Genomic DNA, 16,816 nt, shown 5'->3' on the forward strand with positions numbered 1-16,816 from the left:
CCAGGCTGCCCCTATCGCAAAAATGAAAAGAATGAGTACCAGCGTGAGGATTAGCGGTTCGACGCGCATGAAAGTGACTCCTCAGAAGGGCGAGCAATGCGCGCCTGATCTGCGGCGCAGGTGTTTTTCAAGGCAACGGTTGCAGGTATACGGAGTGCCCCAGGAAAGTTGTTTTTCCCGTGGTAACAGCGCTTCAAACTCTCAATTCATGCGCTAGTGAACCCACAGCATTCTCTATGCCAAAAAACTAAACAGCCTATAATTCCCCGCCGGCGGGGCAGCCTGATTCTGTGGCTGGTTCTCCATCAAAAAAGTTGAAACAGGATGCGGGTTATACAGCCCATTTATGGGGGATTTCTCTCGACGTGGGTATGGCAATATTGCAGGTAGCTTTGGTTGGTATTGGAGGACGGTTCTGGCGCGCTCTGTCCGCTTATGGCTGAGGTACGTGCTTGCGCCTTTCGCGACCTGCTGATATCGACCTGATGCGGACACTGAAAAAGGAACTGCAGTTGAACGAACAGACATTGTCCATGCGCCTGGAGCGCGTGGCAGCGCATGTGCCAGCAGATGCGCGCCTGGCCGATATCGGCTCGGATCACGGCTACCTGCCGGTGGCGTTGATGCGCCGTGGCGCCATCGCGGCGGCGGTGGCCGGAGAGGTGGCATTGACGCCGTTCCGCTCGGCCGAACGCACCGTGCGCGAGAACGGCCTGGACCAGCGGATCACCGTGCGCCTGGCCAATGGTCTGGCGGCGATCGAGCCGGGAGACGGGATCACGGCGATCAGCATCTGCGGCATGGGCGGCGAGACGATCCGCGACATCCTCGACAGCGACAAGGCACGTCTGAGCGGCCAGGAGCGCCTGATTCTGCAGCCCAACGGCGGCGAGCAGCCACTGCGCCAATGGCTGATGGAAAATGGCTACCGCATCCTCTGCGAGGAACTGCTGCGGGAAAATGGCTTCGACTACGAAATCATCGTCGCCGAGCGCGCCGGGCCGGTGATGTACACCGCCCAGGAGCTTTACTTCGGCCCGCTGCAGATGCAGGCACGCAGCCCGGCGTTCCTGATCAAGTGGCAGCGCATGCTGCGCGAGAAGCAGAAAACCCTCACCCACTTCGCCCGTGCGCGGCAGGCCGTGCCCGAGGAGAAAGTGCAAGACATCGCCCGGCAGGCCCGGTGGATCACCGAGCTGCTGGCTTGAGCCCGGTCCAGAGTTTGTACGAAAAAGTCGCCGAGCGGCAATCAGGCGAACCGAAAACAGGCGAGGAACGGCCGGGGTCGCGCTCGACTTTACTGTTTGTAAATGAGCATCCGATCGGACTCGATGCTGGATGTACTGCTTGAAATTGTTATCCGCGTCATTTGCTACCCAGCAGGCCGGGCGTTCATCAAGGTCGCAATATTGGGATGGCGACCGGATAGAACGGTATGGTGTGCGGAAACACCAGAAAACGAGTCCATCACCGAGCGGGGAACCGCAAGGTGTGTTTGTACTCGAGTCGATGCAGTTCAGGCAGTACACATTAGGCTGAGCAAGCCAGCTTTTTGGCCGTTAGCTTCGAGGGCATCTGCCGCCTGCGCGGTTGAGTTCACTGACAGCTAGTCACTTGGTAGCCGATCGACGAGGAAATCCACTAAAGTCTTCACCCTTCGGATCGGCGTGCCAACGGTAGTGACCTAAAGAAGCGACTAAATTTTGTGATGGATCTCCAGCATCCTGAACGTCACTTTTCCGCCCTCGGTGGGATAGCCGGTGTTGTCCTGCACATACGCACCCGCTTTGAAATACAGTGGTTTGGTCTTCCAGCTCGGGTCGATGGTGGTTCTCCAGTTGTATCCTGCTGCGCTAATGCCCAGCGCGCCCTTCGGGCTGAGGTGGATCTGGTAGGAAAAATTGCTGTTGAGCGGCACACCCGTCGCAATGGTAATCACCTGGCCTTCTTCATCGTCGGGACGCATGCGCACCTTGGCGACAATGTTTCCCGTCGAAGTCGACGTTTTGTACTGGTATTCCAGCTTCACCATGGGGCTGTTGCTGTCCTTGTTGTGAATCTGGCCAATCACGATCTTGCCGGTGCTCGGAACCTGATTGACGGCCAGATTCGCCCGCAAGGTGTTATCCGCCGCTGAATACTGCCAGTTGCGCAGCGTTCCATCGCTATAGGTTTCCCGCAACTCGCTACGCGGGTAAATGGCGTTGGCCGTCCTGGAACCGGTCACAGGTGCCCAGAAGGAAAGGGTAGCGGCTTCAGAACTGAAATACTGGCCCTTGAACCCTTGCGCCAGTCGAGGCGTTTCTATGGTGGCCGGTGGGCTGCCTTCAGGGATGCTTAAATTCCAGGTGGCGAGGTCGATCATGTCAAGAATCCTGTATGCGGGGACTGTTACAGCCACAGTTGCGCTCGAACCCGCGCTATTGAGCTGTGTCAGTTGGGTCTGCTGATTAGGAAATTCGTATGGCGGTAGATTGACGTCAAATGTTCGTCGATGGAGTTATTGCAGGCTTTGTGCCCACGGGGGTAACCGTTAGTCGGCTATTTTGGGAGTTGACGGAACTATTGCGGGTTGGCTTAGCAACGGCAGCGAACAGCGGTGGACCGGTCGGCCAGGACGAGTGCATGCACTGGACGAAGAACACGCGCAGAATCTGGTTCTGAATAACCGGCGCGCCGCGCCATAAAGACAGGAGACCGCTCATGAGCGACCGAAGCAATTTTGCGCTGTTGAGCTTTGATCCGGCGTTTGCGTCGTTGCGCGATGGCCTTTCGGTCGCTCTGCAGATTGACGACACACTCTGGGTGGCGAACGACGAAACCACGAGCCTGGAACGCCTGAAAATCCAGGATGCTGCGCCCGGCGGTGGCGTAAGGTGCGACGAGCACCATTCATTTCCACTCCTGGAATATCTGGATCTGCCCCTACCGAAACAAGACGCCGAGATCGATATCGAGGGCTTGGCCTATGTCCATGACAGTGGTTACCTCTGGGTGGTGGGCTCCCATAGCCTGAAGCGCAAGAAGGCCGAGGCCGGCACTTCTGCACAGAAGAATATCAAGCGCCTGTCGACGGTAGAGGCGGACGGCAATCGCTTTCTGCTGGCCCGCATCCCTGTGGTGCAGCAGAACGACAGCTATGTACTCGCCAGGAAAGTGGATGCCGATGGACGTACGGCGGCGCAGTTGCAGGGCAACGAAGTCGGTAACGACCTGACCGCGGCCATTGCTGAAGATCCTCAGCTACGCGACTTCCTGCGTATCCCGGGTAAGGACAACGGCTTCGATATCGAAGGGTTGGTGGTGATCGGCTCGCGCCTTCTGCTGGGGCTGCGTGGACCGGTTCTACGCGGCTGGGCCGTGTTGCTGGAGATCGAACCCGAGCTGAACGACGCCTCGTCTGACACGCTGGTGCTGAAGAAGATCGGTCCGGATGGGCGCCGCTACCGCAAGCACTTTTTCGCGCTCAATGGCCTGGGCTTGCGTGACCTGTGCACCCGCGGTGACGATCTGCTGATCCTGGCGGGCCCCACCATGGAGCAGGACGGTCCGGTAACGGTCTTCCGCTGGCGCGGCGGTTTCGCGTCCGACGAGGAAAGCGTGGTCTTCACCGATCAATTGGAGAAGGTGCTGGAGGTGCCTTTCGGGCAAGGCAACGATCACGCTGAGGGCATGTGTCTGTTCCAATCGGGCGAGCAGCCTGGGGAGGCTCTGCTGATCGTCTACGACTCTGCGGCGCAGAGTCGTAAACACGGCGATACGGATGTGGAAGGGGACCTGTTCATCCTGGATTAGCCACGCACATCGACGTCAACGCGGCCTGTTGATCAGTTTGCCTGGGCTGCTGGTCGCCATCCTCGGACTTGCCGCACTGGCCCTGCAGTTCGAGTCGGTCTTCATCGCGGTGAAATGGCTCGGCGTTGCCTTTATCCTGTTCATCGCCTGGAACTTATGGTCAAAGAACACCGAACAAATGCAGGCACCTCCAAAGCGCTCAGCAGGCGCGGGCCTTCTCGCCGAAACCGTGCTGACTCTGAGTAATCCAAAAGCCGTCGTATTTTTCGGCGCGGTGTTGCCCCATGCATTTGATCTGACGGCTCTGTCCTAGCCAGAAGTCATCTTCATTACCGCGCTCGGCATCGGGATCGATCTCACCGTCCAATTGACTTACCTCGTTACCCCGTCGCGAATCAAGCGGGCCATCCAGTCACCGAAGGCAATGAAGCGTCTGAATAGAACGTCAGCAGGCGTAATGACGGGTTGTGCGGGTTGGGTGGACGTTTGCTGATGGCGGATTTAAGACGCAACCAGTGACCGCTAATGGCCGTTTTCTGCCGATCGCGTCGTAGATAGTCTGGATCGAATCTAACCACTGACTCGCCAGGGGCGCGTCCGAGCGAAATGTTGATTTGCAGGACCAGGCCTGAGTTCATCCCTCTATTTGAGTATTCATGCGCCGTAACAAGCGGCTATAACAATGAGTGCGAGAAAACAGACCAACTGCACGCAAAAGAAGGTAAATCGAACCGCCACGAACGTATCGGTTTGCACATGGGATACGTGAACCAGAGGCTGGCACACGCGAGCGATCAGGACGATTATGGACAAGTAGCTCACTGCAGGGCCGTCGACACCAAGGGCTGAAATCACGAACACGATGACGCCAAAGACAGGCAGATTTTCCACACAGTTCGCGTGTGCTCTTGTCCCGCGCCGATACCAATCCTCGCCTTCGAGCTGATCGCTTCGGAAAGAAGCAATCGGAACATTCGAGAACAAGATTCTGACCCATCGATACACCCCGACGGTTGCCATCAACAACAGTAAAGTCCAGGTCGCAAATCCAAGCAGCATCCACATCGAAATCGTCATGGCTGCCATCCTCAATCAATCTTTTTCAGCACGTCATTCCACAGCCGCGCGGCCGATGCGTGGTCGGCCGCGGCCTGTCGATCAATGGCTCATGATGGGTGCCAGTGCGGTCTGAACCCTGGACATCTGTGCTGGCGTTGTCATGCACGTAAGCAGCCGGCCAAAGTGTGGATGCTGCACGCCCGAGATAATGTATTGCCAGCGGTAGGCGCTCAGCACGGAGGCTTTGATTTGCGCTGTCTCATCGACACTGAACGATCGTGAAGCATTTCGAATAAAGTAGTCGGCATCGGATGCCGATTGTGCCTGCAGGATTGCGTCGACCGCCGCCACCAGCGCAATCAGATCGTTCACTGCCTGGTCGCGGGCGGCCGGGGAGAGTTTCGCGTGCTCCGCCTCCCACTCCAGTTCATCGAGTACGACGTGCCGGCTTTCATCCTGCCAGTGAAATTTGAAGACATCCTTGAAGAGTGGGCACAACTCCTCGCGCGGGGCGATGCTTCGCACGTAGTGCGTCTGAACAAACAGCTCGATATGACAGGTCAGCGCCAGCACCGACCAGGTGCTGGCCGCCAGTACCGCGCGCGCCACATCGTTTGGATCGGCAACTGGACGATATCCCGCTGGCAATTGCGTACCCATCATCGTCTCAATGCGCCGGAACAGCTCCTGATGCTTGATCTCGTCGTTGGAAAAGCGCACCAGCGCTTCTAGTGCGAGCTGATCGTCAAATACATGGGCCCCACCTTGATCGAGCATTTTGGCACTGATAAAACGCTCGACCAGGCCAAAGATATACGTATAGGTTCGGCCCTGAATCTGGCTAAGCAGGCGCGCCTCGTCCGCGGCGAGAAAGGTCAGGCGGTTGATCCGCGATAGTCCGTCGGGCAAGAAATTGCGCGAGAAGTCCAAGCTGCGGTCCTGTAGCAAATCGCGATCGATCTGCCATTCCGCTTTCTTCGATGAGCTGACGATTTGAGCATAACGGGCGGCGTTGCCGGAATCTGAGCGGGGTAGGGTAGCTGCGGTATTCATATTGATCTCCGGCTTCCGTGGTCGAGTTGGAATGGGCCAATTACGGTTAACGCGGGAGTCAATGACCATCGGTGAAGCGTCTGGGGATCGTCTCGATCACTGTGTCCGCGTTGGTGCTAATCTGGGCCTCGCAGTTCAGGCGGTGAATGACCAGTGCGCCTGATTACGTGCTCTGGACTCCGGAAAGGAGGGCTGGCAATTGTTGGATGTGCTATCTGATGTATTGCGTGTGATTCGGCTGTCTGGAGGGGGCTTCCTCGAGGCGGAGTTCACTGCGCCCTGGTGCATCAGTGGAAGAATCTCTGCAGACGATTGCAAACCGTTCCTGGCGGCACCTCGACATATCATTGCGTCGCATTTTGTCGCGGCGGGGCACATGCAACTACGAATCGACGATGGCGCCACCCTCGACGTACGGGCAGGCGAACTTATTCTGCTTCCTCGCAATGACGTTCATACTTTTGGCAGTGATCTAAGCATTGCGCCCATGTCGGCGCGCGAAGTTATTCAGATCGCCAAGCTATCCGAATTGCTGTTCGTCGAAGCCGTCAGCCAGTATGTCGCGAGCCTCCCGGCTGAACGGCGCGGGTGGCTGGCGGGTTTGCGAGATCCGCATATCGGGCGTGCATTGGCGCTGCTCCATGCTCGTCCAACCGAGGGCTGGACGGCAGAAGCCCTGGCGCTTGAAGTGGGCATGTCGCGTTCGGTATTCGCGGAGCGATTCACGGCATTGGTCGGACAGCCACCGATGCAATACCTGACGCTCTGGCGTATGCACGTGGCGGCTCAACACCTGCGCGAAGGTCGCGGTAATGTGGCGCAAATCGGCTTTGCAGTTGGCTACGAATCCGAAGCTGCGTTCAGTCGCGCATTCAAACGCCAGTTCGGCACATCACCCGGCACCTGGCGCAGACAATCAGCATGAGAAGGCTGCGGATTCCACGCCATCCGCAGTGCCCGTTGCAGCGGGAACTTCAGGGTACTGGCCAGGTCAATAGGGGCCCTGTATCGGAGATGCCGAGCAGCGCTGGTGGCCTGTTTTACGGCAGTGCCGTCCGAGATCAGTCGAGTCCTCCCCCTGATGCCAACCAAGAGTTTTCTACCGAGTCTCATCCTGGCGTTCTGCGCCGTCGCGTCGCTTTGCTCGGTTGCTGCCGAGCGAAAGGCGCCCTCGCAAAGTAACAGCGCATCAACCACGCTAATCGAAACTGCGTCGCGGCAGTATGAAAATGGCCAGTTGGACCAAGCCGCTGCCACGCTGGAGCGTGCCCTGCATATCCAGCCGAACAATCCCGCGACGCTGCATTATCTCGGTGTGTTGCGTCTTCAGCAGGGGCAGTACCAGCAGGCAGAAACGTTGGCGGCGCGCTCGAACATGCGGGTTGGTCGCAACGTCGAGTTACGCAACCGCAACTTCCAATTGATCCAGGCGGCGCAGCAGGCCAAGGCTTCGAGTACCTCACCCAACGCCAAAGAGGGCCTGGTCGCAGTACAGAAGGGGCTCGAAGAGGAGGCCAAAAGGCGTCGCGAAGCAGAAATGGCCGCTGCTGAACAAGCCGACGCTGGCAACTTCACTAGCGCAAAGGCAGAGAGGGTATCGGACTCGCCGACGGCTGGCAGGCTACGGCCCGAAGGAGAATTGCCTGTGGCTTCCATCGAGCCAGAGCCCGCGTACGATGAGGTTGCGATTCCCCGCGGCCATTGGCCGCCTCCGGGTAAATGCCGAATCTGGTTTCCTGATCGCCCGCCCGGGCATCAGCCCAAACCCGGCAAATGCAAGAAGCTGCGAGATCGGGTTCCATCAGGAGCCTACCTGGTGCGCGGTTGAGGGGCATTACCTCCCAGTACTAAAGGAGGTGCCAATGAAAGCTAAAGGACCATTCCAGTCTGGCGTCATAGGGTTAGGCTCAATCCCATGATCAAAAGATACCGGCTGCGATGGCCCATCCACCTCTGCATCTTAAAACACTGTTCGCCTGAACACTTGATGCAGCACGTCTCCCGCTGAACTCCGTCAATGATGACAGTCAGCCCCGCCTCACAGCCTGCGATATGACTAGAAGACCTCACCTGATTTCCGGGTTTCCAGAATAAAAGAGGATTTATCATGAGCAGCACCTTCTTCATTCCATCCGTGAACATGATGGGCATTGGCAGTCTCGACGAAGCGATGCTCGCAATCCGCAAATATGGTTTCCGTAAAGCCTTGATCGTCACTGATGCAGGCCTGGCCAAAGCCGGCGTGGCCGCCAAGGTAGCCAGCCTTCTGGCCCTGCAGGACATCAACTCCACCCTGTTTGATGGCGCCAAACCGAATCCGACGGTCAGCAATGTCGAGAAAGGCCTCGAGCTGCTGGGTCGCAGCGACTGTGATTTCATTATTTCCCTGGGCGGCGGTTCACCCCATGACTGCGCCAAGGGTATTGCCCTGTGCGCCGCCAACGGCGGGCACATCAGTGATTACGAAGGCGTGGATCAATCCGCCAAGCCACAGATGCCGTTGATCGCGATCAATACCACCGCTGGCACGGCGAGTGAAATGACCCGTTTCTGCATCATTACCGACGAAGTCCGGCACGTGAAAATGGCCATCGTGGACCGTAACGTCACCCCACTGTTGTCGGTCAACGATCCTTCGCTGATGGCAGGCATGCCCAAAGGCCTGACCGCTGCTACCGGCATGGACGCGCTGACCCATGCTATCGAAGCCTACGTGTCGACTGCGGCAACGCCGATCACCGATGCCTGTGCACTCAAGGCCGTGGAATTGATCTCGGCCAACCTGCGCACTGCCGTTGCCCAGGGTGACGACATGACTGCCCGGGAAAATATGGCCTACGCGCAATTTCTTGCCGGCATGGCCTTCAACAATGCTTCGCTGGGCTATGTCCACGCCATGGCGCACCAACTGGGTGGGTTCTACGACCTGCCCCACGGCGTCTGTAATGCGATCCTGCTGCCCCATGTCGCCAGCTTCAACGCCAGCGTATGCCCGGCCCGGTTTAAAGACATCGCCAACGCAATGGGTGTCGACACCCAGTATCTGGATGCGGAAGAAGGCGCCGCCGCGGCCATCACCGCTATCCGTAAACTGTCTTCGGATGTCGGAATTCCGAGCGGCCTCGCCGAACTGGGCGCCAAGGCGGACGATATCCCGATCCTGGCAACCAATGCCATGAAGGATGCCTGCGGCTTTACCAATCCGCGTCCTGCCAATCAGGACGAGATCGAGCAGATTTTCCATACCGCGATGTAACCGATGTGAAGTGACGCCAGCCAGATCAAAAGCCCCGCCTTCGGTTGAAGTGCGGGGCTTTTTTTTGGTTCTTCACGGGTTACTCGAGCCTGTATCTCATAAATGCGGGGCATCTGTGTCTATCGAAAGTAGTACTGGATGGGTACGGTCCACAGACACTCCTTCATTGATGAGGCAACGATGGATCTAACGGCTGTTCCGTTTGGTACGACCGATTGGTCGACTGTCGAACCTGTACAGTATGTTGGACAGACGGGTACCGCCTTTTGGCGAACCTGCCAGTTTGGTTCGACGCGTGTACGGATGGTTGAATACAGTCCCGGATATCTGGCCGATCACTGGTGCTGGAGAGGTCATATCCTGTTGTGCCTGGAAGGCGAGTTGCACACGGAGCTGGAGGATGGTCGTCAGTTCACGCTCACCGCCGGGATGAGCTATCAGGTGGGCAGCAACGCAGAGGGGCATCGATCTTTCAGCACCACCGGTGCCAAGTTGTTCGTCGTGGATTAGCTCTGGGACTACGCTAAAGCCATGCGGATCGTCGATCAATCGGGACCCACTGTTCGCGCTGCGTCCGTCCCTGGAGCGCCCAATGCCGTCCATCATCATGCCTCTCGTGGCGCTGTTTGTTCTTTGCCTGGCTCTTGAAGTGCCAGCCCAGACCAACGCCTGCCCAGCTGGCGAGACACAAGTGTGCCTGGACGGCTGCATCTGCCTGCCAGGCCTGGTGCCTGATGGCATCTACCAGATCGCGGCACCGGCCCTGGCGCTGTGGCTGACCCAAGCCCGCGCTGATGCGGCCAGCGCCGGCATCCAACCCATTCCGCCGCACATCCGGGAACAACTGCTGCGCTGGTACGACCCCAGCGTCCTCGACGCCGCGCGCTACAAAGTGAGCGACAACGGCCAATTCGGCGCCGCCACTGCCATGCTGCAAAATCCCGATGTCGGTGCCGTGACGCTGATCGACATCATCCTCTTCCGGGACGCTCAAACCGCAGAACAGGACGTCGCGCTCTGGGCTCACGAATTAAAGCATGTGCAGCAATATCAGGAGTGGGGGGTAGAAGGATTTGCCCAGCGGTATACACAGGATTTCAATGCTGTGGAGGCGCCGGCTTATGCCATACAGGCTGAGGTCAGGCGGTTGGTGCGGGAAGGGAATTACTGACGAGTAGCGAACCCCGTTGCTCGGCCACCAACAGCAATGACTGCGGCACAGGACTTTGCGGGTGCTGCGGCTCCTGCAGGGCGGCCAGCTGAAAACCGGCCATGTCCAGTGCATTGAGCCAACTGGACAAGGAGCGGAAATACCACGGCATGGGTTGCCATTGCCCCTTGAACCCAGTGAAGGTCTCTTCCCGCCAGCCATCCTGATAGTCGCCCGCCGCCGCGGTCCACGGATGCAGCGTCTGAATCACCAGCGCGCCGCCAGGGGCGAGCAGGGCGTTCATGGCGGCGAGCAGAGGGATGATGTCCTGGTGCAGCAGGGCGAAGTTGGCGCAGATCAGGTCGTAGTCGCGGCCGATGTCCACCTTTGCTTCCACCAACTCTTCATAGCTCGCCAGATGCACCGGCGAAGAGCCCGCCGCCTGCGCAGCCTCGAGCAGCGTCGCATCGCCATCCACACCGACCGCCTCGATGCCCCGTTCAGCCAGCGCGCGCAACAGCCAGCCCTCGCCGCAGCCCAGGTCGAGCACGCGCTCGGGCTGGCGGCCCAGCACCGCCAGCAGGATCGCCTGGTCGGTGACCTTGAGGCGGCTGTCGATGGCGCCGGTGCGGATGGCTTCGATCCAGGATTGGGCGTTGTGGTGCCAGCTTTCGAGGAGGGTGGATTCGGGGGCAGGCATTTCGATGTCCAGCGTTGTGGGGTGGATGGAAGGATAGGACAAGTGCGGGTGGGTCGCAGACGCTTTACCAGGTGTCGTGCTCGACATCCAGGTTTCCACACGCGTGTTGAAGTGGTCTTGTGTCGCGATAGCCCTACCAGCCTTTCACTCCGCTCATCAAGGGGGCTTGAAGCTCTATTAATTTTTGCACTCCGCCAACACCACTTTGCAGGTATTGGGCGTGCCACCGGATCGGCCGGCATAGCGTATGCAATTATCCAGGGATTTTTTGCGAGCCATGTTCAAGGTGGAGCCCCACGCCAGGCCGCCCTCGCCGGCAGTGGGTAGCGCTTTTGCATAGCAGCTGCCGCCTATGCTTGAGGCTGAGTAGCGAGCTGTCGCAGCTTTGCCTGCACATCCCGCTGCCAGCGCCAGGTTGATGGCGAGCAGGGAGGGCAGGACCCATGACGAGCATTGGCGTGCTGTTTTTCCGGTCATCCCATTTCCCCTGTATCAAGAGGTTAGAGGCATGTTTGTGGTCGTGCTTCATTCAGATTAGACGGTGTTGTGCCTGCCCCTGGGTCTGTTTAGCGGAATTAGCGCATTTGGGTCATTCTTGCTGACAGCCGGAGTAAACCGTACGACAGCGAGCGGCGATCCGTTTGCGCACAGCGTGGCCTTCCGGCAGCTATTGCCAAAAGCTACCAGTCCAGAATTCTCCCGCAACAACACCGCTCGCTGGACGCCATAACCGCGCCTATGGCATCGTCGAAAAAATACGCCATGTAGTAAACAGGATAAAAATAATGGAGGAGGGTGATGAGGTCGGCGCCAAGGCGTCGATGGCCACGCTGACAGCGTTCAATCGTTGCGTGTTGCACCTGGGGCGGCTTGCTCGAGATCGCGGCGCCTCCCAATTCATCGCCGACGGCTTGCAGGCCTTCCGCCAACTGGTGCCCTTCGCTTCGGCATGGTGGGGCGAGATGTCGACGTCAGGCGCCAGCACACCCCCTCAAAGCTGGATGCACGGGCGGATCAATCTGCCCGAGTCATTTGCCGTCGAATGGCACAAGAGTGCGGGTGACGACAAATTCTCCCATGACACTTTGAGTCGACCCGGTGAGGTGGTGCGCGACAGCGGGTTCACCGACCCTAATGAAGAAGTGGACGCGTTCGCTCGGCGCCACGACCTCTACCACGTGATGTGCATCACCTTCGAGTTACCCGAAAGCGGCTTGATGTTCTTCGTCTGTCTCTACCGTGGCGGTGATGCTTGTGCGTTCAATGACAGTGAGGACGGGTTGTTTTCGGCGTTCTGCGACCATCTGCTGCAGCTGTGGCGGTTCCAGGTGCAGGACATGATTCGCTTCGACACGGGCAGCGGGGCGACTGACTTCGGGGTCGCCCGGATGGACGGCAGTCTGCTGTACGTCGGCGCAAGTCTATGCGCCGCCATTCAGCGCGAGTTGCCCGGCTGGAGTGGTTCAATGCTTCCCGTTGATGTAATCGCGCAACTGCAAAAAGCGCCGTGTGTGATTCGCCTCGGTCGTTGTGCGTTGACGCTGAGTCCTAACGCCGAGCACGTCATCCTGTCACTCGAAACACAGGCGCGCGGGGCGGTGCTGGCGCCACGGGAGCGCACGGCTGCGATGCTGTTCGCCGCCGGCCATTCCTATAAGGAAATTGCCAAGATCCTTGCACTGAGTCCGGCCACAGTGCGCACCTATCTGCGCAACTGCTACTTGCAGCTCGGCGTGAAGAGCAAAGTGGAACTGGGTTCTGTCCTGCGATCATCGACCTCGCTTGCGGAAACTGCACGTCGTAATTAAGCAGCGCCATAACGCATACCTTGTAGCAGCTGCCGAAGGCTGCGTTCGGCTGCGCAGCAGTCGTGAAGTCAGACTATGCGGTGCACCAGACTCACCGCGCACTCAAGGTTTACGACTGCTGCGCAGCCGAACGCAGCCTTCGGCAGCTGCTACAAAGTATGCGTTGCTGCTCAACTGACCGGTATTTGCCTGACCCCTCCTCATTTGTGGAGGTCCGTACTTCTGCTGCGCTCTATATCGTGTGCCCTGCATATCAGGGGCTTGCGACCGTCCGTTCGGGCCACTTCCAAAACTATAAAAATAGAGGTGAGGCAGTTGAAATTTTCCAGGCTATTTATCGCCGTTGCCGCGACAACGGCATTTTCCTGTGTGGCGCTGGTGGGGTGTCAGACACACGCTTCGACAGGTGCCGACATGGTCATGCGCAACGGCTATGTCTACACCGTCGACGGCAAGAATTCCGTGCAGCAGGCGATCGCCGTCACGGGGGGGAAGATCGTTTATGTCGGCAGCGATGAAGGGGTTTCCTCTTACATCGGCACGCAGACACAGCTGATCGATCTGGCAGGTCGCATGGTGATGCCGGGCTTCGTTGATGCGCACATGCATCCGGGGGATGGCGGTCGCGCCATGACCTTGTGCGACCTGAAATACCAGACGATGACCCGCAAGGTTTTCCAGGAAACCATTCAGGCGTGCCTGGATGCCGACAAGGACAAAGGCCCCGATGTCTGGCTCGAAGTGGGCAGCTGGGACCGCATTGGCATGACCGGACTCGACGGTGACCCCGATAAATCGACACTGGACGCGCTCAAGACCAACCGTCCGATTCAAGTCCGTTCCACCGACTTCCATACGGTGCTGACCAACTCTCGTGGCCTGGCGGTCGCCGGCATCAACAAGCACACGGCCAATCCCGGTGATGGCAAGTACGTGCGCGACAGCGCCGGCAACCCGAACGGCATCTGCGAAGACGGAGCCGCCGAGGCCATGGCCGCCGTGGTGCCGCCCGCCACCGACGCAGAGAAACTCAATCAGACCCGTGCGGCGCTCGACGCCATGCGCCAGCAAGGCATCACCAGTTTCTTCGATGCCTTGTCGGGGCCGGAAAACGGCAAAGCGTTTACCACCCTGCAGCAATCGGGTGAGCTGACGGCCCGGGCCTTGTTGGCGATCAAACTTGACCCTGGGGCCGCCACGGCAGACCCGGCGAAGACCATCGCCGACGCCAAGGCGTTGGCTGATACCTACGACCAGGGCGAAGCAAACGTTGCACCGGGCGTGAGCATGCGCCACGTCAAATTGTTCATGGACGGCATCATCAACGCGCCGGCGGACACGGGTGCAATGTTGACGCCGTACCTGCGCAACGCTGGCACCGACACGGCGCCGAAGTGGACACCCGGCAAGAACACCGGTGAGCTTTACTTCCCGCCGAAGGTGCTCAACCCGTTGCTGCTGAAGGCCGTTCAGGCCGGCCTCGATCCGCACCTTCATGCCACCGGAGACCGCGCGGTGCGTGACTCACTGAACGGTATCGAATACGTGCGCCAGCAACTGCCTGGCAATGGCTTCCGCCCGGCCATTACTCACAACGAGTCGGTGGACCCTGCCGACTATGCGCGTTTCAAGGCGCTCGACGTGACCGCCAACATGTCCTTCCAGTGGGCCCAGCAGGCGCCCTCTACGGTCGAGGGTACCAACGAGCATCTGGGGGCTGCGCGATTTGCCCGCATGGAGCCCTCCGGCAGCATCGCTCGTGCCGGCGGCCGCGTGGCGTATGGCAGCGACTGGCCCGTCGACCCGCTCGACGAGTTCCTGGCGCTGAAAATCGGTGTCACCCGCTCAGGTGATCCGCTGAACCCGCACAGCTACGGCCCCAAGTATGCGGGGAGGCTGAATGCCGACCCGGCGCTGTCGCGCACTGAAGTGTTGCGCACCATCACCATGAACGCTGCGGAGCAGCTGAAACTGGACGCTGTCGTCGGTTCGGTCGAGGTCGGCAAGTTCGCGGACCTGATCGTACTGGACAAGAACTTCATGCAGGTCCCCGAGGAGGAATTGGCTCGAAATAACGTGCTGCTGACGGTAGTGGGCGGCCAGGTCGTGTGGGCCAAGGCGCCGTTCGTTGGCCTTGATCCGAAGGCGTTGTCCCAGGCATCAGCCGCCCGCCCAGCCCAATAAAAACAAGAGAGTGTTCCGATGCAGCGATTTATTCCAAACCTGTTAGCCGCAGCCCTGGTCTTTTCTTCGGTGCAAGCCATGGCCGCCGCTGACCTTGTGTTGTTCAACGGCAAGGTCTTCACCGCCGAACCCGGTCAGGGGCTGGTCCAGGCCGTGGCCGTGCAAGACGACAAGATTCTCAAAGTGGGCAGTAATGCCGAGATCAACGCCCTGGCCGACACCCGCACGCAACGGATCGATCTGGCGGGCAAGGTGCTGATGCCGGGAATGATTGATACCCACAGTCACCCGGTGGTTGCGGCCTTCGACAGCATGGGGGCCAACCTGCTGGATGAAGTCAAGCCGTTGCCGGAGCTTGAACAGTGGATTATCGAACAGGATCAGGCGGGCATTGCGCGTGCCGGTGACGTGATCAGCATCGCCGGGGTCAGTTCGGCCTATTGGGACAAGAGCCGTGAGCTGGGCCAGCGCTTCAATCAGGGACGCTGGGCGGATCAACCGGTGGTCCTCAGCGGGATCGACGGGCACACCGGCTGGGCCAATAACGCCATGCTCAAGCGCCTGAAGATCGACGCGACATTGGTAAAAGGACTCTCGGAACAGGACCGCAGCTTTGTGGGTCACGATGCGGATTTCATTCCCAATGGCTATTTTGCCGAGTCGCGCTGGGACCAGGTGCGCAGCCAGATCCCCGCGCCCAGCGACGAGGTCATGTTGAAAGCCGCCCGCGAGGCGGTGAAGGTCAATAATCAATACGGCGTCACCGCCTGGATGGACGCGGCGGCGAATGCCGGCAGTGGCGATTCGTTGTTCGATTTCAAGGCAACCGAGCAGAGTTACGGCGTGCTGCCGCTTTACCGCGAACTGGCAGAGAAGGGCGAGCTCAATGCGCACGTCGCCGCGCTGCTGTTGGCCAACCCGAAAAGCCGACCGGCCGACCTGGAAGTGCTGGCCAAGGTCATGAAAAAATTCGAGGGTGTGCCCAACCTGAGTTTTCCTGGTATCAAGGTATTCGCTGACGGCGTTCTCGAGTTTCCGGGGCAGACCGCAGCGGTCATCGTTCCCTTCAAGAACAGCCATAAAAACGGTCAACTGCTGATCGACCCCGCGCACTTCGGTGAGTTGGTCGTGGCAGCGGAGAAGCGCGACTGGATTGTGCACATGCATGCGGTCGGCGACCGTGCGGTGCGTGAATCACTCAATGGTTTTGCCTACGCGCGCAAACTCAACCCGACACAGGTGGCTCATAGCATCAGCCACCTGCAACTGGTCAACCCGAAAGAGTTTCCGCGCTTCAAGCAACTTGGCGTGATCGCTTCCATGCAATTGCTGTGGGCCACCGGCGAGAGTTACACCGTCGAGCTCGTCAAACCCTATATCAGCGCGTTTGCCTACGGTTATCAGTATCCCGCCAAGTCCCTGCATAACGCCGGCGCGGTCATCGCCGGTGGCAGTGACTGGCCGGTATCCAGCCCCAATCCATGGAACGCCATCGCTCAGGCCAGCACGCGCAAAGGGCCATTGGGCGTGTTGAATGTTAAGGAAAGCATCGATCGCCAGACCATGTTCTACGCCTACACGCTCAATGCCGCCAAGGCCCTGCGCCTGGAGCAGCAGATTGGTTCGCTGACGCCCGGCAAACAGGCCGATTTGATCATCCTCGACCGCGATGTCTTCAAGGTCAGCGACGACGAACTGTTCGACACCAAGGTCCTGAAGACCTTCTTCGCCGGCAAAGAGGTGTACGCGCCCGCGTCCTGACCCTCCCTTCACCCGCACCGCGCAAAAGACGCCTGGCTCCTCGTATGACG

General features: G+C 59.1%; 16 protein-coding genes. 11 read left to right on the forward strand and 5 right to left on the reverse strand.

What is annotated here, in order from left to right; translation table 11 throughout:
• The first annotated feature begins 512 nt into the window (after positions 1 to 512).
• Positions 513 to 1,208: a tRNA (adenine(22)-N(1))-methyltransferase gene (locus tag ACIQU2_RS00255; RefSeq protein ID WP_403137558.1), complete on the forward strand. Its 696-nt coding sequence runs from the start codon at positions 513 to 515 to the stop codon at positions 1,206 to 1,208.
• 488 nt (positions 1,209 to 1,696) lie between these two features.
• Here ACIQU2_RS00255 and ACIQU2_RS00260 read toward each other — a convergent pair whose 3' ends face one another.
• Entirely contained in the window at positions 1,697 to 2,365 is a 669-nt protein-coding gene (locus ACIQU2_RS00260; protein WP_347803432.1) for a polysaccharide lyase family 7 protein, read from the reverse strand.
• Between the two features lie 338 nt (positions 2,366 to 2,703).
• Between ACIQU2_RS00260 and ACIQU2_RS00265 the strand changes: the two genes are divergently transcribed.
• Both ACIQU2_RS00265 and ACIQU2_RS00270 read left to right on the forward strand, forming a co-directional pair.
• Entirely contained in the window at positions 2,704 to 3,795 is a 1,092-nt protein-coding gene (locus tag ACIQU2_RS00265) for a DUF3616 domain-containing protein (protein WP_347803431.1), read from the forward strand.
• 28 nt (positions 3,796 to 3,823) lie between these two features.
• The gene (locus tag ACIQU2_RS00270; RefSeq protein WP_403137560.1) at positions 3,824 to 4,108 is read left to right on the forward strand and encodes a LysE family transporter; all 285 of its coding nucleotides are present in this window, start codon (positions 3,824 to 3,826) and stop codon (positions 4,106 to 4,108) included.
• Positions 4,109 to 4,449: 341 nt separating this feature from the next.
• Here ACIQU2_RS00270 and ACIQU2_RS00275 read toward each other — a convergent pair whose 3' ends face one another.
• Both ACIQU2_RS00275 and ACIQU2_RS00280 read right to left on the reverse strand, forming a co-directional pair.
• Entirely contained in the window at positions 4,450 to 4,872 is a 423-nt protein-coding gene (locus ACIQU2_RS00275) for an MAPEG family protein (RefSeq protein ID WP_403137562.1), read from the reverse strand.
• Between the two features lie 81 nt (positions 4,873 to 4,953).
• Positions 4,954 to 5,907: a diiron oxygenase gene (locus ACIQU2_RS00280; protein ID WP_403137565.1), complete on the reverse strand. Its 954-nt coding sequence runs from the start codon at positions 5,905 to 5,907 to the stop codon at positions 4,954 to 4,956.
• Positions 5,908 to 6,106: 199 nt separating this feature from the next.
• Between ACIQU2_RS00280 and ACIQU2_RS00285 the strand changes: the two genes are divergently transcribed.
• The 5 genes from ACIQU2_RS00285 (at position 6,107) to ACIQU2_RS00305 (ending at position 10,334) form a co-directional block, all read left to right on the forward strand.
• Positions 6,107 to 6,832, forward strand: a complete 726-nt coding sequence (locus ACIQU2_RS00285; protein WP_403137568.1) for an AraC family transcriptional regulator — start codon at positions 6,107 to 6,109, stop codon at positions 6,830 to 6,832.
• 156 nt (positions 6,833 to 6,988) lie between these two features.
• Complete coding sequence (locus ACIQU2_RS00290; RefSeq protein ID WP_403137570.1) at positions 6,989 to 7,735, forward strand: tetratricopeptide repeat protein; 747 nt, start codon at positions 6,989 to 6,991, stop codon at positions 7,733 to 7,735.
• Between the two features lie 279 nt (positions 7,736 to 8,014).
• The gene (gene yiaY / locus ACIQU2_RS00295) at positions 8,015 to 9,163 is read left to right on the forward strand and encodes an L-threonine dehydrogenase (RefSeq protein ID WP_403137573.1); all 1,149 of its coding nucleotides are present in this window, start codon (positions 8,015 to 8,017) and stop codon (positions 9,161 to 9,163) included.
• Positions 9,164 to 9,343: 180 nt separating this feature from the next.
• Positions 9,344 to 9,673 carry a DHCW motif cupin fold protein gene (locus tag ACIQU2_RS00300; protein WP_403137574.1) on the forward strand — a complete coding sequence of 110 codons (330 nt, stop codon included), beginning with the start codon at positions 9,344 to 9,346 and terminating at the stop codon, positions 9,671 to 9,673.
• 82 nt (positions 9,674 to 9,755) lie between these two features.
• On the forward strand, positions 9,756 to 10,334 hold the full coding sequence (locus ACIQU2_RS00305; RefSeq protein WP_403137576.1) for a DUF4157 domain-containing protein: 579 nt from the start codon (positions 9,756 to 9,758) through the stop codon (positions 10,332 to 10,334).
• Here the strand turns inward: ACIQU2_RS00305 and ACIQU2_RS00310 are convergent.
• Both ACIQU2_RS00310 and ACIQU2_RS00315 read right to left on the reverse strand, forming a co-directional pair.
• The gene (locus ACIQU2_RS00310) at positions 10,303 to 11,013 is read right to left on the reverse strand and encodes a class I SAM-dependent methyltransferase (protein ID WP_403137578.1); all 711 of its coding nucleotides are present in this window, start codon (positions 11,011 to 11,013) and stop codon (positions 10,303 to 10,305) included. The two genes, ACIQU2_RS00305 and ACIQU2_RS00310, sit on opposite strands and share 32 nt — an antisense overlap.
• Positions 11,014 to 11,190: 177 nt before the next feature.
• A complete protein-coding gene (locus ACIQU2_RS00315; protein ID WP_403137580.1) occupies positions 11,191 to 11,490 on the reverse strand; it encodes a hypothetical protein in 300 nt (99 codons plus the stop codon).
• Positions 11,491 to 11,798: 308 nt separating this feature from the next.
• Between ACIQU2_RS00315 and ACIQU2_RS00320 the strand changes: the two genes are divergently transcribed.
• The 3 genes from ACIQU2_RS00320 (at position 11,799) to ACIQU2_RS00330 (ending at position 16,766) form a co-directional block, all read left to right on the forward strand.
• Entirely contained in the window at positions 11,799 to 12,821 is a 1,023-nt protein-coding gene (locus ACIQU2_RS00320) for a helix-turn-helix transcriptional regulator (RefSeq protein WP_347806540.1), read from the forward strand.
• Positions 12,822 to 13,136: 315 nt separating this feature from the next.
• Entirely contained in the window at positions 13,137 to 15,005 is a 1,869-nt protein-coding gene (locus ACIQU2_RS00325) for an amidohydrolase (RefSeq protein ID WP_403137583.1), read from the forward strand.
• Positions 15,006 to 15,023: 18 nt separating this feature from the next.
• Positions 15,024 to 16,766, forward strand: coding sequence for an amidohydrolase (locus ACIQU2_RS00330; protein WP_403137586.1), 1,743 nt, complete (start codon positions 15,024 to 15,026; stop codon positions 16,764 to 16,766).
• Positions 16,767 to 16,816 lie beyond the last annotated feature (50 nt).

This window comes from Pseudomonas sp. NPDC098740 (genome assembly GCF_044760065.1).
Taxonomy (GTDB): domain Bacteria; phylum Pseudomonadota; class Gammaproteobacteria; order Pseudomonadales; family Pseudomonadaceae; genus Aquipseudomonas; species Aquipseudomonas rossensis.